This window comes from Nonomuraea sp. NPDC049152, assembly GCF_040648355.1.
In the GTDB taxonomy this organism is placed as follows: Bacteria; Actinomycetota; Actinomycetes; order Streptosporangiales; family Streptosporangiaceae; genus Nonomuraea.
Genome location: NZ_JBEZDO010000023.1, coordinates 1 through 13565 on the forward strand (window position 1 = coordinate 1; position 13565 = coordinate 13565).

A 13565-nucleotide genomic window follows, 5' to 3' on the forward strand; every position below is an offset into this window, starting at 1 on the left:
CTCCCGGTAGACGACCGGGTTGATAGGCCGGAGGTGGAAGCACGGTAACGTGTGGAGCTGACCGGTACTAATAGGCCGAGGACTTGACCACAAAGTATAAGCTTGGTTTCTGCAGCAGCTCTGTTACTCTTCGCCGGGTCCGGAGCAGCGCGAAACCAAGGTCTTCTTGCCCGCGTCCACTATGCAATTCTGAAACAGCAAACACTGTGTGTTTGACAGTTTCATAGCGTTACGGCGGTTATAGCGTGGAGGAAACACCCGGTTACATTCCGAACCCGGAAGTTAAGCTCTTCAGCGCCGATGGTACTGCACTCGGGAGGGTGTGGGAGAGTAGGTCGCCGCCGGACAATCTTTCAAAAAGGGCCACCCCGAACGGGGTGGCCCTTTTTGCGTTTCCCGGCATTACTCCCGCTCCACCGACGAGCCGTCCATCGGGCACGTGGGCACTGGCCGGCTCGGCGGATCGCACGGCCGTCTCTCAACCGGCGCCCGACCCTCACCCTGTGCAGTCTTCAAGTGTCGTGCGGTCACCATCCCTTGCGGGGAGTGCCGCCGGCCCTATCTCGTAAGCGTTCAATGAGCCCTCCGCCTGGCAAAACGTCCCGCCTACAGTGGGGTCTTGACGCCGCTCCCTGCGCCCTCTGAGTTTTCCGCTCGGGCGATGCCCCCGTTTGGGCATGCTCATGATGCCGCCCCCACGTCGGACGTCGTGTCGACCCACACGAGGCCCCTCTCGGAATAGCCCATCGGGCAGCCGGGCGTGGTCGCGGTGCCAGGCCAGGTCGCATGTGCTCCATGAGCTGCCCGTCCCGGACGATGGCCCACGGGCCCACGCTGGGCGGGCTCGTAACGCCGACCCCACGTCGGATGTCACCGCACCCACAGAGGGCGCCCTCTGAGGGAGTGCCTCATGGGTTTCTACGCAGGGGTTGTTCGTGACACCGTCACAACGTCGGGTGGCATCTCGAAGCCTGCGATATCGGCCCTAGGGTGGAAGAGCATCCGACGTGAGCTCACCTCGGGAGTGTCCGGGATATCGGCCAACTTGGCCGCACATCGGCCACGTCGGGTTCGTGAGGTGACGCAGCCGCACGATCCCCGGCATGCAGGCCGTGCTCGTTTAGCCAGTGCCGCTCTCGGTGAGGGTGATGGCCTTCTAGCTCCTTGGGCGGAGGACGAAGACGCCCCAGCCCAGGTGCTGCCTGCCGTACTCGAGATGAGAGCGGCGCGCGACCCGCAGGAACTCGCGGATCTCCGCCACCTCGGGGTCGTCAGGGTTGTCGCGCAGCCAGTCGCTCAGCGTCAGCCACTGGCTGGCGACGTAGCGGTCCCAGCTGTCCGGGTTCGCCACGACCATCTCGATCAGCTCGAACCCCGCCGCCTCGAACCTGTCGTCGGTCCCGGCCAAGGTGGTGAAACCTTCGTATGCCTTGAGAGCCTCGGCGGGTGGGTCGCCGATCCAGTAGCACTCCCCGACCAGGGCGAGGCCGTCCGGGCGCAAAGCGGGGCGCATCAGATCGAGAGTGCCTGTCAGTCCGCCGCCGATCCACGTCGCGCCGATGCAGGAGACGAGGTCGAAGGTCTCCTCGGTGCGGTATGCCCCTGCGTCGCCCTGCACGAATGTCAAGCGGTCGGCCACGTCCAGCGCGGCGGCGCGGGCCCGGGCGGCGGTGAGGAACACCTCACTGATGTCCACGCCAACGCCGGTCAGGCCGTAGCGGGCTGACCAGCGGCTGAGCATCTCCGCCTTGCCGCAGGCGAGGTCGAGCTGGCGTTGTCCGTCCTGGATGCGGCAGATCTCGCCGAGCAGGTCGAGCTTGTCGTCGGTGATCGGGTTCAGGATGCGATGCCGGGATTCGGCGATCTCGTGGAATCGAAGCGACATGGCGGTCATGGTGGAACGCCGAGGTGATGATGGGCGAACGCTTTTCTGGCGGGGCTTGAGGCTCGGGGACACCTGGGGGCTTGCTAGGCTGGAGAGGCCTGGCCACCCTCAACCACGGGTGGCCTTCTTCGCGTAAGACCCGAGGGCGGGCGGCGATCAGCCACGGTGGACCGTCGCGTTGGAGCACGTGTCCGCTGAGTGAGCCAACGAAATGGACCAGAAGTGAACAGAGATAACGGATCGGACGACGAGGGCCGCCGCGAGCCCAGCGGACAGGGCGGGGACGGGCCTCGCTACGGGGAGAGGCGTTCGTACGGCGAGCGCGGGCAGTCGCGCGGCGACCGTCCGTTCAGGTCCGGAGAGCGGTCGCGCGACGGGTACCAGGGCCGTGACGACCGAGGCGGCTCCCGCGATCGGGATGAGCGGCCGCGGTCGTCGCGTCCGTTCCAGAACAGGGATGAGCGTGGGTACGCCTCCCGAGACGACAGGCCCAGGGGGCCCGGGGAGCGCGGTGACCGCCCGCAGGGCGGTGGGTACCGCGACCGGGGTGACAGGCCTCAGGGTGGCGGTTTCCGTGACCGGGGTGACCGTCCGCAGGGTGGTGGGTTCCGCGATCGTGATGACCGCGGACCGCGTCGTGATTTTGACCGGCGCGACGATCGCGGCGGTTCCAGTGACCGGGGTGACAGGCCCCAGGGTGGCGGTTTCCGTGATCGCGGCGAAAGGCCGCAGGGTGGCGGTTTCCGAGACCGAGACGACCGTGGCTTCCGTGACCGGGGTGACCGTCCGCAGGGTGGCGGTTTCCGTGACCGGGGTGACAGGCCTCAGGGTGGCGGTTTCCGCGATCGCGGTGACCGTCCGCAGGGTGGCGGTTTCCGCGATCGCGGTGATAGGCCGCAGGGCGGTGGCTTCCGTGACCGGGGTGACCGTCCGCAGGGCGGTGGGTACCGCGATCGCGGTGACAGGCCGCAGGGCGGTGGCTTCCGTGACCGGGGTGACCGTCCGCAGGGCGGTGGGTACCGCGATCGCGGTGACCGTCCGCAGGGTGGCGGTTTCCGCGATCGCGGTGACCGTCCGCAGGGTGGCGGATACCGGGACCGCGGTGACCGTCCGCAGGGTGGTGGTTTCCGTGACCGCGGTGACAGGCCGCAGGGTGGCGGTTTCCGTGACCGCGGTGATAGGCCGCAGGGCGGTGGCTTCCGCGACCGTGACGATAGGCCGCAGGGTGGCGGATACCGGGACCGCGGCGACCGTCCGCAGGGTGGCGGTTTCCGCGACCGCGGCGATAGGCCGCAGGGCGGTGGCTTCCGCGACCGCGGCGACCGTCCGCAGGGTGGCGGTTTCCGTGACCGCGGTGACAGGCCGCAGGGTGGCGGTTTCCGTGACCGCGGCGATAGGCCGCAGGGTGGCGGTTTCCGTGACCGCGGTGATAGGCCGCAGGGTGGCGGTTTCCGTGACCGCGGTGATAGGCCGCAGGGTGGCGGTTTCCGTGACCGCGGTGACAGGCCGCAGGGTGGTGGCTTCCGAGACCGAGACGACCGCGGGCCGCGCCGTGACTTCGACCGGGGCGAGGACCGCGGCGGCTTTCGTGACCGGGGTGACCGTCCGCAGGGTGGCGGCTTCCGTGACCGCGGCGATAGGCCCCAGGGTGGCGGATACCGAGACCGGGGTGACCGTCCGCAGGGCGGTGGGTTCCGGGACCGTGACGATCGTCCGCAGGGCGGTGGGTTCCGGGACCGTGACGATCGTCCGCAGGGCGGTGGGTTCCGCGGGCGCGAGGACCGGCCGTTCTCGCGCGACGATCGCGGTCACGCGGACCGCTCCGGCGCGCCCGCCAGGGCCCGGTTCGGCAGGCAGGACCGCGACGAGGAGGCTCCCCGCCGCGAGAAGCTGCCCGACGTCCCGCCGGACATCACCATGGACGAGCTCGACAAGGACGTGAGGGACGAGCTGCGCTCGCTCCCCCTCGACCTCGCCGAACTGGTCGGCGGCCACCTGGTCGCCGCTGAGCGCGCGCTGGTCGAGGACGACGCTGACCGGGCGCACGAGCACACCAAGGTCGCTCGAAGGTTCGCCGCTCGTATCGGCGTCGTCCGCGAGGCCGCAGGCATCGTCGCCTACCGCGCGGGGAACTACTCGGAGGCGTTGTCCGACCTGCGTGCCGCGCGGCGGATGACCGGCTCCGACGCCTATCTGCCGATCATGGCTGACTGCGAGCGCGGGATGGGTCGCCCCGAGCGCGCCCTCGACCTGGTTCGTTCGCCCGAGGCTGAGCGTCTCGACCGGGCAGGACGTATCGAGCTGGCCATCGTCGAGTCCGGCGCGCGCCGTGACCTCGGCCAGAACGACGCGGCCGTCATCACGTTGCAGCGGCTGCCTGAGCTGCGCGACCCGAACCCGCGCCCGTGGTCGGCCCGCCTGGCGTTCGCCTACGCCGACGCGCTGGCCGATGCCGGGCACCAGGAGGCGGCGACCGACTGGTTCGCGCGGGCACTGGCCTTCGACGAGGACGGCGAGACCGACGCCGCCGAGCGCTACGCCGAGCTCACCGGCGCGGTGATCGAGGACATCGAAGAGGACTACGAGGACGACGAGTCCGGCGAGGTCCATGAGGTCGGCGACATCCTGGCTGACCAAGAGGATGCCCTCGAGGAGGAGCTCGCTCTCGACGGCGAGTTCGACGATGAGGACGAGGACGAGACCGGCGAGGCAGGCGACGTCCTGGCTGTCGACGAGGAGGCCCGTGAGGGCTCGCCCGCTCTAAGCGATGAAGCCGACGACGAGGCCGAGGACGCTCGCGACGAGGGCCGCGGGGACGTTCTCGACGACGACGAGGATCTCGCCGACGAGTCCGCTGAGGCCGGCGAGCCGTCCTACGTCGTCGACGACGCCGACGGTGCACCCGAGGTCACGCAGCCCGCTGCCCTCGACTCTGTGGACGACCTCGACTCCGACGACGACGTGGACTCTGAGCACGACCTGGACTCTGGGGACGAGTCGGACTCTGGGGACGCTCTGGAGGCTGACGACGCTCCAGAGGACGCGGAGTCTGCCGACGAGGCCGATGACGTGGAAGAAGACGTCGACGCCGAGCTCGCCAAGTCCTCGGCCGAGGCCGCCACGACAGCCGACACCGAGCCCGCCAAGCCCGCCATCGGCCCGGCGTTCATCGAGCCCGACTTCGGCGACATCCTCGACGATCCGGAAGAGCCCGACGCCAAGAAGTGAACCGCCGCCGCCGTGCCGTACCGGAAGAAACTCTCTTCTGGTACGGCACGGCCACGGTGAGATCAGCGCGACCGGAGGCCCTGCGACGCCATCGCGGGGCCTTTGGCATGTCCGGAAGCCACTCCTTGGGCCCTTCGCGATCGATCGATACCGTCGCGGACGCGCGACCAACGCGGACCAGGGCCGTACCGGCTAGGGGGTGACCTTGTTGAGCCAGTGGAGGATGCCCGCGACGTTGGACGGAGCGCCGCTGAGCAGTTCGAAGTGCTCGGCCGTCTCGTCGTCGTCCGACTTCAGCGCCGTGTAGCGCTCGCGGGTGCGGTCACGGACCATGGCGACCGCGTGGTCGAGGTCCATGCCCTGCTCGTGGGCCTGCTTGGTGAGGTCCACCCAGATGCGGAGCTCCTCGGCCGACCGTTCGAGGGTCTCCTGGACGGCGCCGACCGGACCGTAGTGGCTGAACAGAAGCCGCTGCGGGCCGAGCGCCTGGAACAGTGCGATCGAGTCGAGCGCGGTCTGGAGGTCGAAGTCCGGCGGCGGGGTGGCGGGGCGCAGGTCGCCGGTCTCGGGGAGGTAGACGCCGGCGGCGTCTCCGACGTACAGGTCGCCGGTGCCGGAGTCGATCAGACCGACATGGTGCTTGGCGTGGCCGGGGGAGTAGTGGCTGGAGAGGGTACGGCCGTTGCCCAGATCGATGGCGCCGGTGTCGCCGAGGGCGACGATGCGCTCCGCGTCGGTGGGGGACAACTCGCCGAACAGGGTGTCCAGCTGGTCACCCCACACCATCCGGGCGCTCTTCATGAGCCTGGACGGATCGGCCAGATGCCGCGCGCCCTTCTCGTGCACGACGATCTGCGCCTGCGGGAAGTATGCGGCCATGTCGCCCACGCCGCCCGCATGGTCGAGGTGGATGTGCGTGACGACGACGGTGGCCAGGTCGTTCGGGCCGACGCCGAGCGACGCCAGGGCGTCGCGCACGATCGGGGCCGAGGTTGACGTGCCTGTCTCCACCAGGCATGGCCGATCGCCGAGGATGAGGTAGCCCGCCGTGATCCCGGCGTAGCCCGCCATCCGCGTATCTATCTCATAGACGTCGCCGCCGAGCGCGGTGATGTTGTCCACAGGCACCCTCCCGAGCTGAACCGCTGTCCCCAGAACGGCATTCTGTCCGCGCCGGGCTTCCCCACATCGTAAAGAGTGGTCATCCCGACAAGCGCAGGCCCGGTGCGGCCGTGCCCGAGTGAGGAGAAGGATCACGTGGACCGCAACGAGGTGACGCTGGTGGGGCGGCTGTCCGCCAAGCCGGAAGAGCGTCCGATGCCGAGTGGCGACACCATGACCAAGTGGCGGATCATCGTCCGCCGCCGTCCTCGGGCACGGCGGGGTGGCCTGGTCGACACCATCCAGTGCGTGACCTTCGATCCGGAGGTGGCGAGTCTGGTGGCGAGGATGGCGCCACGTGAGGGGATGGAGGTGCGGGGTTCGTTGCGTTGCCGGATCTACGGGCCGCCGGTCGCCAAGAACTGGCGGTACGAGGTGGAGGTGCACTCCGTCGTCCTGGTGCCTGCCGAGCAGCCTTCGGATCCCCCCGCCACTCCGGAGGAGTTGCGTGTGCTGGAGGCTCCTGAGGTGTTGCCGGCGTCCGACCTCGCGAGCGTGCCGCCGCGCCCGGTGGCGTACCTCGCCGCCACCGGGTGATTGCGTCGCATCCTGTCTGCCTGCGTGGCCCAGGTCCACGTAAGCCCCGTGCTTGATCGGTCGGTACGGCTGGGCCAACTCAGTCGTCCGATTCGCACGACTCAGGGCTGCCGACTCCGAGAGGCGGCCGCGGGCCGCTTCAACCGATTGGACGGCGGCTTGCTCGGGCGTGTGCGGATGTCGTGCCTGTCTGGCCTGTGCGGCCGCGGTTCATCTCCGCAGATCGAATGGCGCTGTGCTCAGGTCCGCTGCGCTTGTCCGATCTACATGGCTGCGCGTGCCCTTAACGGTCGGATCACCGGTGATCGGGACGCCTACCGGTTTGGCGTTGATCAGGACTGCGTGGAGGGGCGGAAGGCGTCGGCGTGTTCGGAGGCCCACTCGGCGAAGGTGAGGGCGGGCCTGCTCAGGAGCCTTTCCACCGTGTCCGTGGACGGCCCGGCCTGCTTCGCGTAGTCGGCCAACGATCCGAGCAGCCGCTCGGGGACGTCCTCAGGCATGCCCTGCGCGAGCATGCCCTGGCGTACCTGCTCGGGAGAAAGCTCCTGGAAGGACAGCTCTCTGCCGATCGCCTGCCCGATGAGGCGCACCTTGTCGCGCTGGGTGAGAGGCTGAGGGCCGGTGAGCAGGTAGGAGCGGCCCGCGTGGTCGTCGTCGGTGAGGGCCTTGACGGCCACGGCCGCAATGTCGCGCTCGTGGATGGGTGAGGTGGCGGCGTCGCCGTACGCGCCGCGCACGATGCCCGTCGAGCGGATCTGTGGCGCCCAGCCCAGGGCGTTGGCGGCGAAGTCGGCGCAACGAAGGAAGGTCCATTGCAGGCCGGAAGCCTTGGCGGCGTCCTCCACCGCCTTGAAGTGCGCGGCGAACCGTTCGTGTCCTGCGGGGCGTTCGACGGTCGTCGCCGACAGCACCACCACCCGCCTCACGCCGTGCTCGGCCGCCAGCGACAGCAGTTCGGTGCCGGCGTTTCCCACGGCGCGCGGGCTGAGGAGGATGGCGTCGACACCGTTCAGCGCCGTTGCCAGCGTCTGGGGGTTGGACGGGTCTGCGACCACCAGGTGCGCTTCGGCCGGAAGGTTGGCGGTCGGTGGATTGCGGGTGACGGCCGCGACTTCGCTGCCGTTGTCCAGCAGCAGTCCGACCGCGTGACGTCCTACATGTCCCGTCGCTCCCGTTACCAAGATCATGACTGGTCCTCGTCTCCTGCGTGGATGTACCTCGCGGGTAGCCTGTTCTCTGCAGGCCATACAATACGAGGATCATATCATATGAATTCCATACGATCCGAGGTCGGGGGTGGCGATGCCCGGCAGCGGCGTCGGCTCAACACCGCGATCAGGGAGTCTCTGCGTGAGCTGAGCATCCACTTGTCGCTGCTCAACCACCAGGTCGGCGCTCAGCTCGCGCTCAAGGACGTCGACATCGACTGCCTCGACCTGGTCAACAGGTACGGCCCGCTCAGCCCGAGCGCCCTCGCGCGCCAGGCCGGCCTGCACCCCGCGACGCTCACCGGCATCCTTGACCGGCTCGAACGCGGCGGCTGGATCGCCCGTGACCGCGACCAGTCTGATCGCCGTGCGGTGCTGGTACGGGCGTTGCGGGAGCGGAATGCCGAGCTGGTGGGGCTCTATGCGGGGATGAACGCGTCGTTGGAGGAGATCTGCTCGGGGTACGGGGAGGCGGAGCTCGAGGTGGTGGCTGACTTCCTGCACCGCACGGCCAATGCGGGTCGCGCCGCTGCGGAGGAGCTGGCCGGAGACTGAGAGGGAGATGTCGCCCGTGGTCGGTCGGGTGCGGGTCAGGGAGTGCCCTGCTTCCTGACGAGTGCAGCCGCACTCGCTATCGCCATGAGCGTCCCCCTACCAGTTGTCCGCCGGCCGCCGCGAGCCTCCTGTCCACCGCCAGCCGCGAGCCCGGGAGTCGTCCGCCGTCGTCCGGGAGCCGCCGTCCCGCGCCCGCAGTCGTCCGCCGTCCGCCGGGAGCTTCCGACGGCTGTCCGGCGCAAGTCGTCCGCCGTGAGCCCCGCCAACCGTCAGCTGCGAGTGTCGTCAGTCGCGAGCCGCAGCCGGAGCGATCTAGGCCTCTTCACGCGCGTCCGAGGAGGGCCAGTGTCAGGTGATATTCGTTTGTGAAGGCGCGTCCGGAAGTTATCCGTGATGCCACGTCTGAGGAGCGGTGCCGCAGCCCTCGTGAGGTGTTGCTGGGGGTGCCTGCGAGGGCCGGGTGCGTCCGGAGTGGTGTCTGTGCCCTGAGGTGTTGTTGGGGGTCACCTGCGAGGGTCGATGGCGTTGGGAGTGGTGTCTGAGCCTCGTGAGTGTTGCTGGGGCGCGTGCCAGGGCTGGGGTGGTCTTTGCGCCCTCGTGACTGGGGTGCTCAGGGTGCACACGAGGGCGGGGCGGGTTAGACGAATGTGCGGAGGACCAGGCCCGTGCGGGGTTTGGGGCCGAAGGAGGTGGACTTGCGGGGGACGCGTTCGCCCTCGGCGGCCACCGCGAGGACCGCGTCGACGGCCAATGGCATGAGGATGACGGCGGTGCCGCCGGACAGGGCGGCCTGCCGTACCGCGGCATGGGCGTCGTGGTGGACGATGCGGACGGCCTGCTCGTCGTCCTGCATCCCCCACACCTTCGGAAGGACGAACTCGGTCAGAACGGAGGTGTTGAGGGAGTTCCAGCGGTCGGAGCGGTCGGTGGGCATGGCGTGGGCGAGCTGCAGCGGGTCGGGGTCGGTGAGCAGGTGGCTGGTCCCGCTGTCACCGGCGAGCAGGAAGGCGGGCTCGGTGGTGGAGCCGAGGGCTTCGAGGCCGGCCTCGAAGCTGGTGAAGTCGCGGATCCGCCATGAGCCCCTGGCCCTGTTGATGGCCTCGTCGAGGGGCAGGGCGGGGATGACGCGGTGAATCGCCTTCAGGTCGGGCGGATAGGCGGTCGCGTCGACCAGCAAGGCCAAGCCGAAGTCCCATGGGCCGTTCGTGCGGCGCTCGGCGTGTTCCTGGCTTTGCAGAACGCGATAGGTGGCGTAGCGGTGGTGCCCGTCGGCGATCAGCGCCTGCCTGTCGCGCAGGTCGGCGTTGATGAGCTCGATCTCCTCGGGAGCGGTGACGGCCCACAGGCGGTGCCGTACGCCGTCGTCGGTGTTCGCCTCGACGAGAGCGGGGCGAGTGGAGGCGACGGTGTCGACGAGATGGGTCGCGGGACCGCCTCCGTCGTAGAGCAGGAAGATGGGCTCCAGGTTGGCCTGGGTGGTGCTCATGAGGGCGAGGCGGTCGGCGACGGGGCCTGGCATGACGTTCTCGTGCGGCAGGATGATGCGCTGCTCGGGGGCGGCGAGGCCGACGTCGCCGATGAGCCCGCGCTGCATGACACCTGGGCCGGTCTGCTCGTAGACGTAGATCGCGGGAGCGGGGTCGCGGGTGAGGACGCCGGTGTCGAGCCAGGTGCGCAACGTGTCTCTGGCCTGTCCATATCGGGCAGGGGGTGCTACGCCGTCGATCGGCTGGTCGGCGGCGTGAGGGACCGCGATCGGCTGAGGGGAGACGGCGGGGTCCTTCGGGTGGGTGGGGGTGCGGGGAAGGATGAGGCGGACGACGTTGTTGGGGTGGAGGTCCAGCAGCGACTGCACGTCGCCGTCGGAGATCAGGTCATAAGGCGGAGACGTCACCTTCGCGGGATCATCGACAGCGAAACGGACGCCATGGAAGGGGCGCAGCACCAGCCCATCAGGCACCGGCAGTTCAGGACTCGCCATACCGGGCATGCTCCCATAAAGGCCTGAATCACCAAGGGACTGCTCCAACGGCGCAGCGGTGCCCGGTTCATCAGGGAATCGGTCGGATCTGTCGTCTGTCGATTGAGGAGGCCTCACACATGACCCAAGGGAAAAACGACCCCGAAGATTCCCCATCCCCTGGTCAGCGGACTCCCGTAGGGGATGTGTACGACTGGTACCAGCGCGGAGTCGGCCTGTTGAAGGACGGCAGTCCCGCGGCCGCGGCGGCGTTGCTCGAGCGGGCGGCCGAGGCGGAGCCCGAGTCGCGCAGCATCCGAGAGGCGCTGGCGAGAGCGCAGTTCAATTCAAGGCAGTACGCCGAGGCGGCGGACACCTTCAGATGGATCGTGGACGCCAATCCGGCCGAGGACTACGCGTATTTCGGGCTGGGGTTGGCGTTGTGGCGGACGGGGGACATGGAAGCGGCCCAGGAGCCGCTGGCCATCGCGGTGGCCATGCGGCCCGATGAGCGTCATTACGTGTCGGCGTTGAAGAGCGTGCGCGCCACTCTGCGCGCCAGACGAGAGGCCAGACGAGAGGCTTGACAAGAGGCCCGGCGAGAGTCCCGACGAAACAGCCGAGGTCTGACGAAGCAGTCAAGCGCGGTGCAGCCGAGCGCCTGACCGTTTCGGCCAAGCGCGGTGCACGCGAGTGCCTGGCAGCGAAACGGTCAAGCGGGCTGGTAATGCAGCCTGGCGAATCCGCCAAGCGTGTGACGACGCAGCCGAGCGCGTGACGAGTCAGTCCAGCGCCCATCCAGGGCGTCAGCGGGCGGCGTTGGCGTTGATGGCGTCGCGGAGGTAGCGCGCGAGCCCCGGCGCCGCCCGGTCGATGGAGGCGGTGAACCGGGCGTCGGTGACGTACAACTCACCGAGCCCCTGGTGGATCTCGCTGGTGCAGTCGTAGAACCAGCGGGTGATGTGCCGGCGGTGCTCCTCGGCCAGGTCCATGGCCTCCGTGTCGGAGGCCGCGACCCCCGAGGACATCAGCGCCGCCAGCCTGCCGGAGATCTCGCCCGACTCGGCGAAGCACCGCCGCCATTCGTCCTTGCCGTACGTGGACGTTCTGCGCTGCGACTCCGTCCACGCGGTGGAGCCGCTCCAGCGCGAGGCGGCCTCGTCGGCGTGTGCGTCGACGTCGAAGTCGCCGAACAGCTCGGTCTTCTCCTGTGGCGTCAGCGCCATGGGAGCTCACATCCTTCACTCGTGGGTAGGTGCAGCCGAGACGCTAAAGTCTCACGCGGCGTGAGAGTCAAACCGGGAGAACCGGGAGAAGAGGCGCGGTGCTGATCGACGGATACGACACGTTGCTGCTGGACCTCGACGGCGTCGTCTACTTGGGCAGGCAGGCCGTTCCCGACGCCCCGCAGGCCCTGGCGAAGGCGGCGGAGCGGGCGAGGCTGGCGTACGTGACGAACAACGCATCGAGGACTCCTGCCGCGATCGCCGACCATCTCACCCACCTCGGCGTCCCCGCCACGGCGGACGACGTGGTCACCTCGGCGCAGGCTGCCGCCAGACTGATCGCCGAGCGGGTGAAGCCTGGCGCGTCCGTGCTGGTCGTGGGCGGCATGGGGCTGCGGATGGCGGTCAGGGACCGCGGGCTTCGCCCCGTGACCGTGGCCGCCGACGATCCGGTGGCGGTGGTGCAGGGCATCGCGCCTGATCTGTCCTATGCCCTGCTGTCGGAGGGCGCGCTGGCCGTACGGCGGGGCGCGTGGTTCGTGGCCGCCAACGGCGACGCCACGATGCCCACGGCACGCGGCGAAATGCCGGGCAACGGCGCCATGGTGCGGGTGATCGCTGCCGCGACCGGCGTCGAGCCCGTCTACGCGGGCAAGCCCGCGCCGCCGCTGCACCGCGAGTCGATGATCCGTACCGGCGCCCGGCGCCCGCTGGTGGTGGGGGACAGGCTCGACACCGACATCGAGGGCGCGACGAACGCGGGCGTCGACAGCCTGCTCGTGCTGACCGGCGTCGCCACGCCGCGGGAGGTGCTGACCGCCGCTCCCGAGCACCGGCCGACGTATGTGGCGGAGGACCTGTCGGCGCTCCACCTGCCCTATCCGTCCGTACGGCAGGGCTGGCGGGCCTGGTGGGCGGACGGCAGGTTGCACCTCGAGGGCGACGGCGAGTGGATCGAGGGGCTCAGGACGGCCTGCGAGGCGGCGTGGGCGGCGGCGGGCCAAGGTCGGCTGGACGTGGACGCGCTCAAGCCCGCCCTCGACACCCTGCGCGTCTGACCCCGGCACGTCTCTCCAGCGGGCACGTCTCGCAGAGCACCGGAGTCCTGCCGGAGCACGCGTGATGGACGGGCGGCCACCGAGTGACCGCGGTGGCCTCGACCCGCCTTGCCGTACGGACGGGAGACGTGCAGGCGGCAGACGCGCAGGCGGAGACGCGCACACACGGGAGACATGCACAGAGGAGACATGCAGGCAGCAGACGTGCAGGCGGCAGACGTACAGCCCAGCAGACGTGCAGGCGAGGGATCAGAGCAGGCGGCGCAGGCGCAGCAGGTCGCCGAAGCTCGCGTCGATCTTGACGCGGCCGCCCAGCAGTGCGCGCGCCAGGTCGAGCTCCCCGTCCACCAGCGCGATGAGGTCGTCGCTCATGATGGTCAGCTTGACGTCGGCGGGTCTGCCGTCGGCGGGCGGTTCATCATGGAACGGGTCGAGGCCGTCGTGATGGATCCGGCCGTAGAACAGGACGTCGAGGTCCGAGATGCGGCAGCTCAGTGTCCGTTCGACCACGTGCTTGGCCCTGGACTCGTCGTCGATCTCGTCGAACTGCTCGACGAGCTTGCCAAGCGCCGCCCTGCACTCCTCGAGGGTAGCCATGCTGGTCGTCCTCCCCGTTCTCGCCCGTTTCTACGGACGGTAGCGTTCCACATAAGGAGCCTATGAAGTCAGGCGCGCCGGAAAACCCGCTCCCACACTCCCTAACGCGCCAGGGGGTCCGCATAGTGTCGGCGGCTTCCGATACCGTCG

The 13565-nt window shown here is 69.2% G+C and carries 12 protein-coding genes and 1 rRNA gene; 6 read left to right on the top strand and 7 right to left on the bottom strand.

The annotated features are described in order from the left end of the window. Positions 1-230 precede the first annotated feature (230 nt). Positions 231-347: ribosomal RNA gene (gene rrf / locus AB0B45_RS33995) — 5S ribosomal RNA — on the top strand. An 809-nt stretch (positions 348-1156) separates the two neighbouring features. On the opposite strand, the gene AB0B45_RS34000 is transcribed toward rrf, so the two are convergent. Both AB0B45_RS34000 and AB0B45_RS34005 read right to left on the bottom strand, forming a co-directional pair. Beyond that, positions 1157-1885, bottom strand: a complete 729-nt coding sequence (locus AB0B45_RS34000; protein WP_358138931.1) for a methyltransferase domain-containing protein — start codon at positions 1883-1885, stop codon at positions 1157-1159. A gap of 156 nt (positions 1886-2041) precedes the next feature. Next, positions 2042-3697 carry a hypothetical protein gene (locus AB0B45_RS34005; RefSeq protein WP_358138933.1) on the bottom strand — a complete coding sequence of 552 codons (1656 nt, stop codon included), beginning with the start codon at positions 3695-3697 and terminating at the stop codon, positions 2042-2044. Positions 3698-3802: 105 nt separating this feature from the next. Between AB0B45_RS34005 and AB0B45_RS34010 the strand changes: the two genes are divergently transcribed. Next, on the top strand, positions 3803-5113 hold the full coding sequence (locus AB0B45_RS34010; RefSeq protein WP_358138935.1) for a hypothetical protein: 1311 nt from the start codon (positions 3803-3805) through the stop codon (positions 5111-5113). Between the two features lie 192 nt (positions 5114-5305). Here AB0B45_RS34010 and AB0B45_RS34015 read toward each other — a convergent pair whose 3' ends face one another. After that, a complete protein-coding gene (locus AB0B45_RS34015; RefSeq protein WP_358138937.1) occupies positions 5306-6235 on the bottom strand; it encodes an MBL fold metallo-hydrolase in 930 nt (309 codons plus the stop codon). Positions 6236-6370: 135 nt separating this feature from the next. Here AB0B45_RS34015 and AB0B45_RS34020 point away from each other — a divergent pair, with 135 nt between their 5' ends. Next, entirely contained in the window at positions 6371-6811 is a 441-nt protein-coding gene (locus AB0B45_RS34020; RefSeq protein ID WP_358138939.1) for a single-stranded DNA-binding protein, read from the top strand. Positions 6812-7143: 332 nt separating this feature from the next. Here the strand turns inward: AB0B45_RS34020 and AB0B45_RS34025 are convergent, their stop codons facing one another. After that, a complete protein-coding gene (locus AB0B45_RS34025) occupies positions 7144-7998 on the bottom strand; it encodes an NAD(P)H-binding protein (RefSeq protein WP_358138941.1) in 855 nt (284 codons plus the stop codon). 81 nt (positions 7999-8079) lie between these two features. Here AB0B45_RS34025 and AB0B45_RS34030 point away from each other — a divergent pair, with 81 nt between their 5' ends. Next, positions 8080-8574 carry a MarR family transcriptional regulator gene (locus AB0B45_RS34030; protein WP_358138943.1) on the top strand — a complete coding sequence of 165 codons (495 nt, stop codon included), beginning with the start codon at positions 8080-8082 and terminating at the stop codon, positions 8572-8574. 637 nt (positions 8575-9211) lie between these two features. On the opposite strand, the gene AB0B45_RS34035 is transcribed toward AB0B45_RS34030, so the two are convergent. After that, positions 9212-10555, bottom strand: a complete 1344-nt coding sequence (locus AB0B45_RS34035; RefSeq protein WP_358138945.1) for a DUF1015 domain-containing protein — start codon at positions 10553-10555, stop codon at positions 9212-9214. A 119-nt stretch (positions 10556-10674) separates the two neighbouring features. Between AB0B45_RS34035 and AB0B45_RS34040 the strand changes: the two genes are divergently transcribed. After that, on the top strand, positions 10675-11121 hold the full coding sequence (locus tag AB0B45_RS34040; RefSeq protein ID WP_358138947.1) for a tetratricopeptide repeat protein: 447 nt from the start codon (positions 10675-10677) through the stop codon (positions 11119-11121). A 219-nt stretch (positions 11122-11340) separates the two neighbouring features. Here the strand turns inward: AB0B45_RS34040 and AB0B45_RS34045 are convergent, their stop codons facing one another. Then, positions 11341-11760 carry a TipAS antibiotic-recognition domain-containing protein gene (locus AB0B45_RS34045; protein ID WP_358138949.1) on the bottom strand — a complete coding sequence of 140 codons (420 nt, stop codon included), beginning with the start codon at positions 11758-11760 and terminating at the stop codon, positions 11341-11343. A 98-nt stretch (positions 11761-11858) separates the two neighbouring features. Here AB0B45_RS34045 and AB0B45_RS34050 point away from each other — a divergent pair, with 98 nt between their 5' ends. After that, positions 11859-12818, top strand: a complete 960-nt coding sequence (locus AB0B45_RS34050; RefSeq protein ID WP_358138951.1) for an HAD-IIA family hydrolase — start codon at positions 11859-11861, stop codon at positions 12816-12818. Positions 12819-13067: 249 nt separating this feature from the next. Here the strand turns inward: AB0B45_RS34050 and AB0B45_RS34055 are convergent, their stop codons facing one another. Then, positions 13068-13415, bottom strand: coding sequence for an SCP2 sterol-binding domain-containing protein (locus tag AB0B45_RS34055; RefSeq protein ID WP_358138953.1), 348 nt, complete (start codon positions 13413-13415; stop codon positions 13068-13070). Between the last annotated feature and the right edge of the window lie 150 nt (positions 13416-13565).

Bases quoted from the DNA above. Each gene is read 5' to 3' on its own strand.
- AB0B45_RS34000 (WP_358138931.1), bottom strand. From the start codon at position 1,885: ATGTCGCTTCGATTCCACGAGATCGCCGAATCCCGGCATCGCATCCTG.
- AB0B45_RS34010 (WP_358138935.1), top strand. From the start codon at position 3,803: ATGGACGAGCTCGACAAGGACGTGAGGGACGAGCTGCGCTCGCTCCCC.
- AB0B45_RS34025 (WP_358138941.1), bottom strand. From the start codon at position 7,998: ATGATCTTGGTAACGGGAGCGACGGGACATGTAGGACGTCACGCGGTC.
- AB0B45_RS34030 (WP_358138943.1), top strand. From the start codon at position 8,080: ATGAATTCCATACGATCCGAGGTCGGGGGTGGCGATGCCCGGCAGCGG.
- AB0B45_RS34035 (WP_358138945.1), bottom strand. From the start codon at position 10,555: ATGGCGAGTCCTGAACTGCCGGTGCCTGATGGGCTGGTGCTGCGCCCC.
- AB0B45_RS34040 (WP_358138947.1), top strand. From the start codon at position 10,675: ATGACCCAAGGGAAAAACGACCCCGAAGATTCCCCATCCCCTGGTCAG.
- AB0B45_RS34045 (WP_358138949.1), bottom strand. From the start codon at position 11,760: ATGGCGCTGACGCCACAGGAGAAGACCGAGCTGTTCGGCGACTTCGAC.
- AB0B45_RS34055 (WP_358138953.1), bottom strand. From the start codon at position 13,415: ATGGCTACCCTCGAGGAGTGCAGGGCGGCGCTTGGCAAGCTCGTCGAG.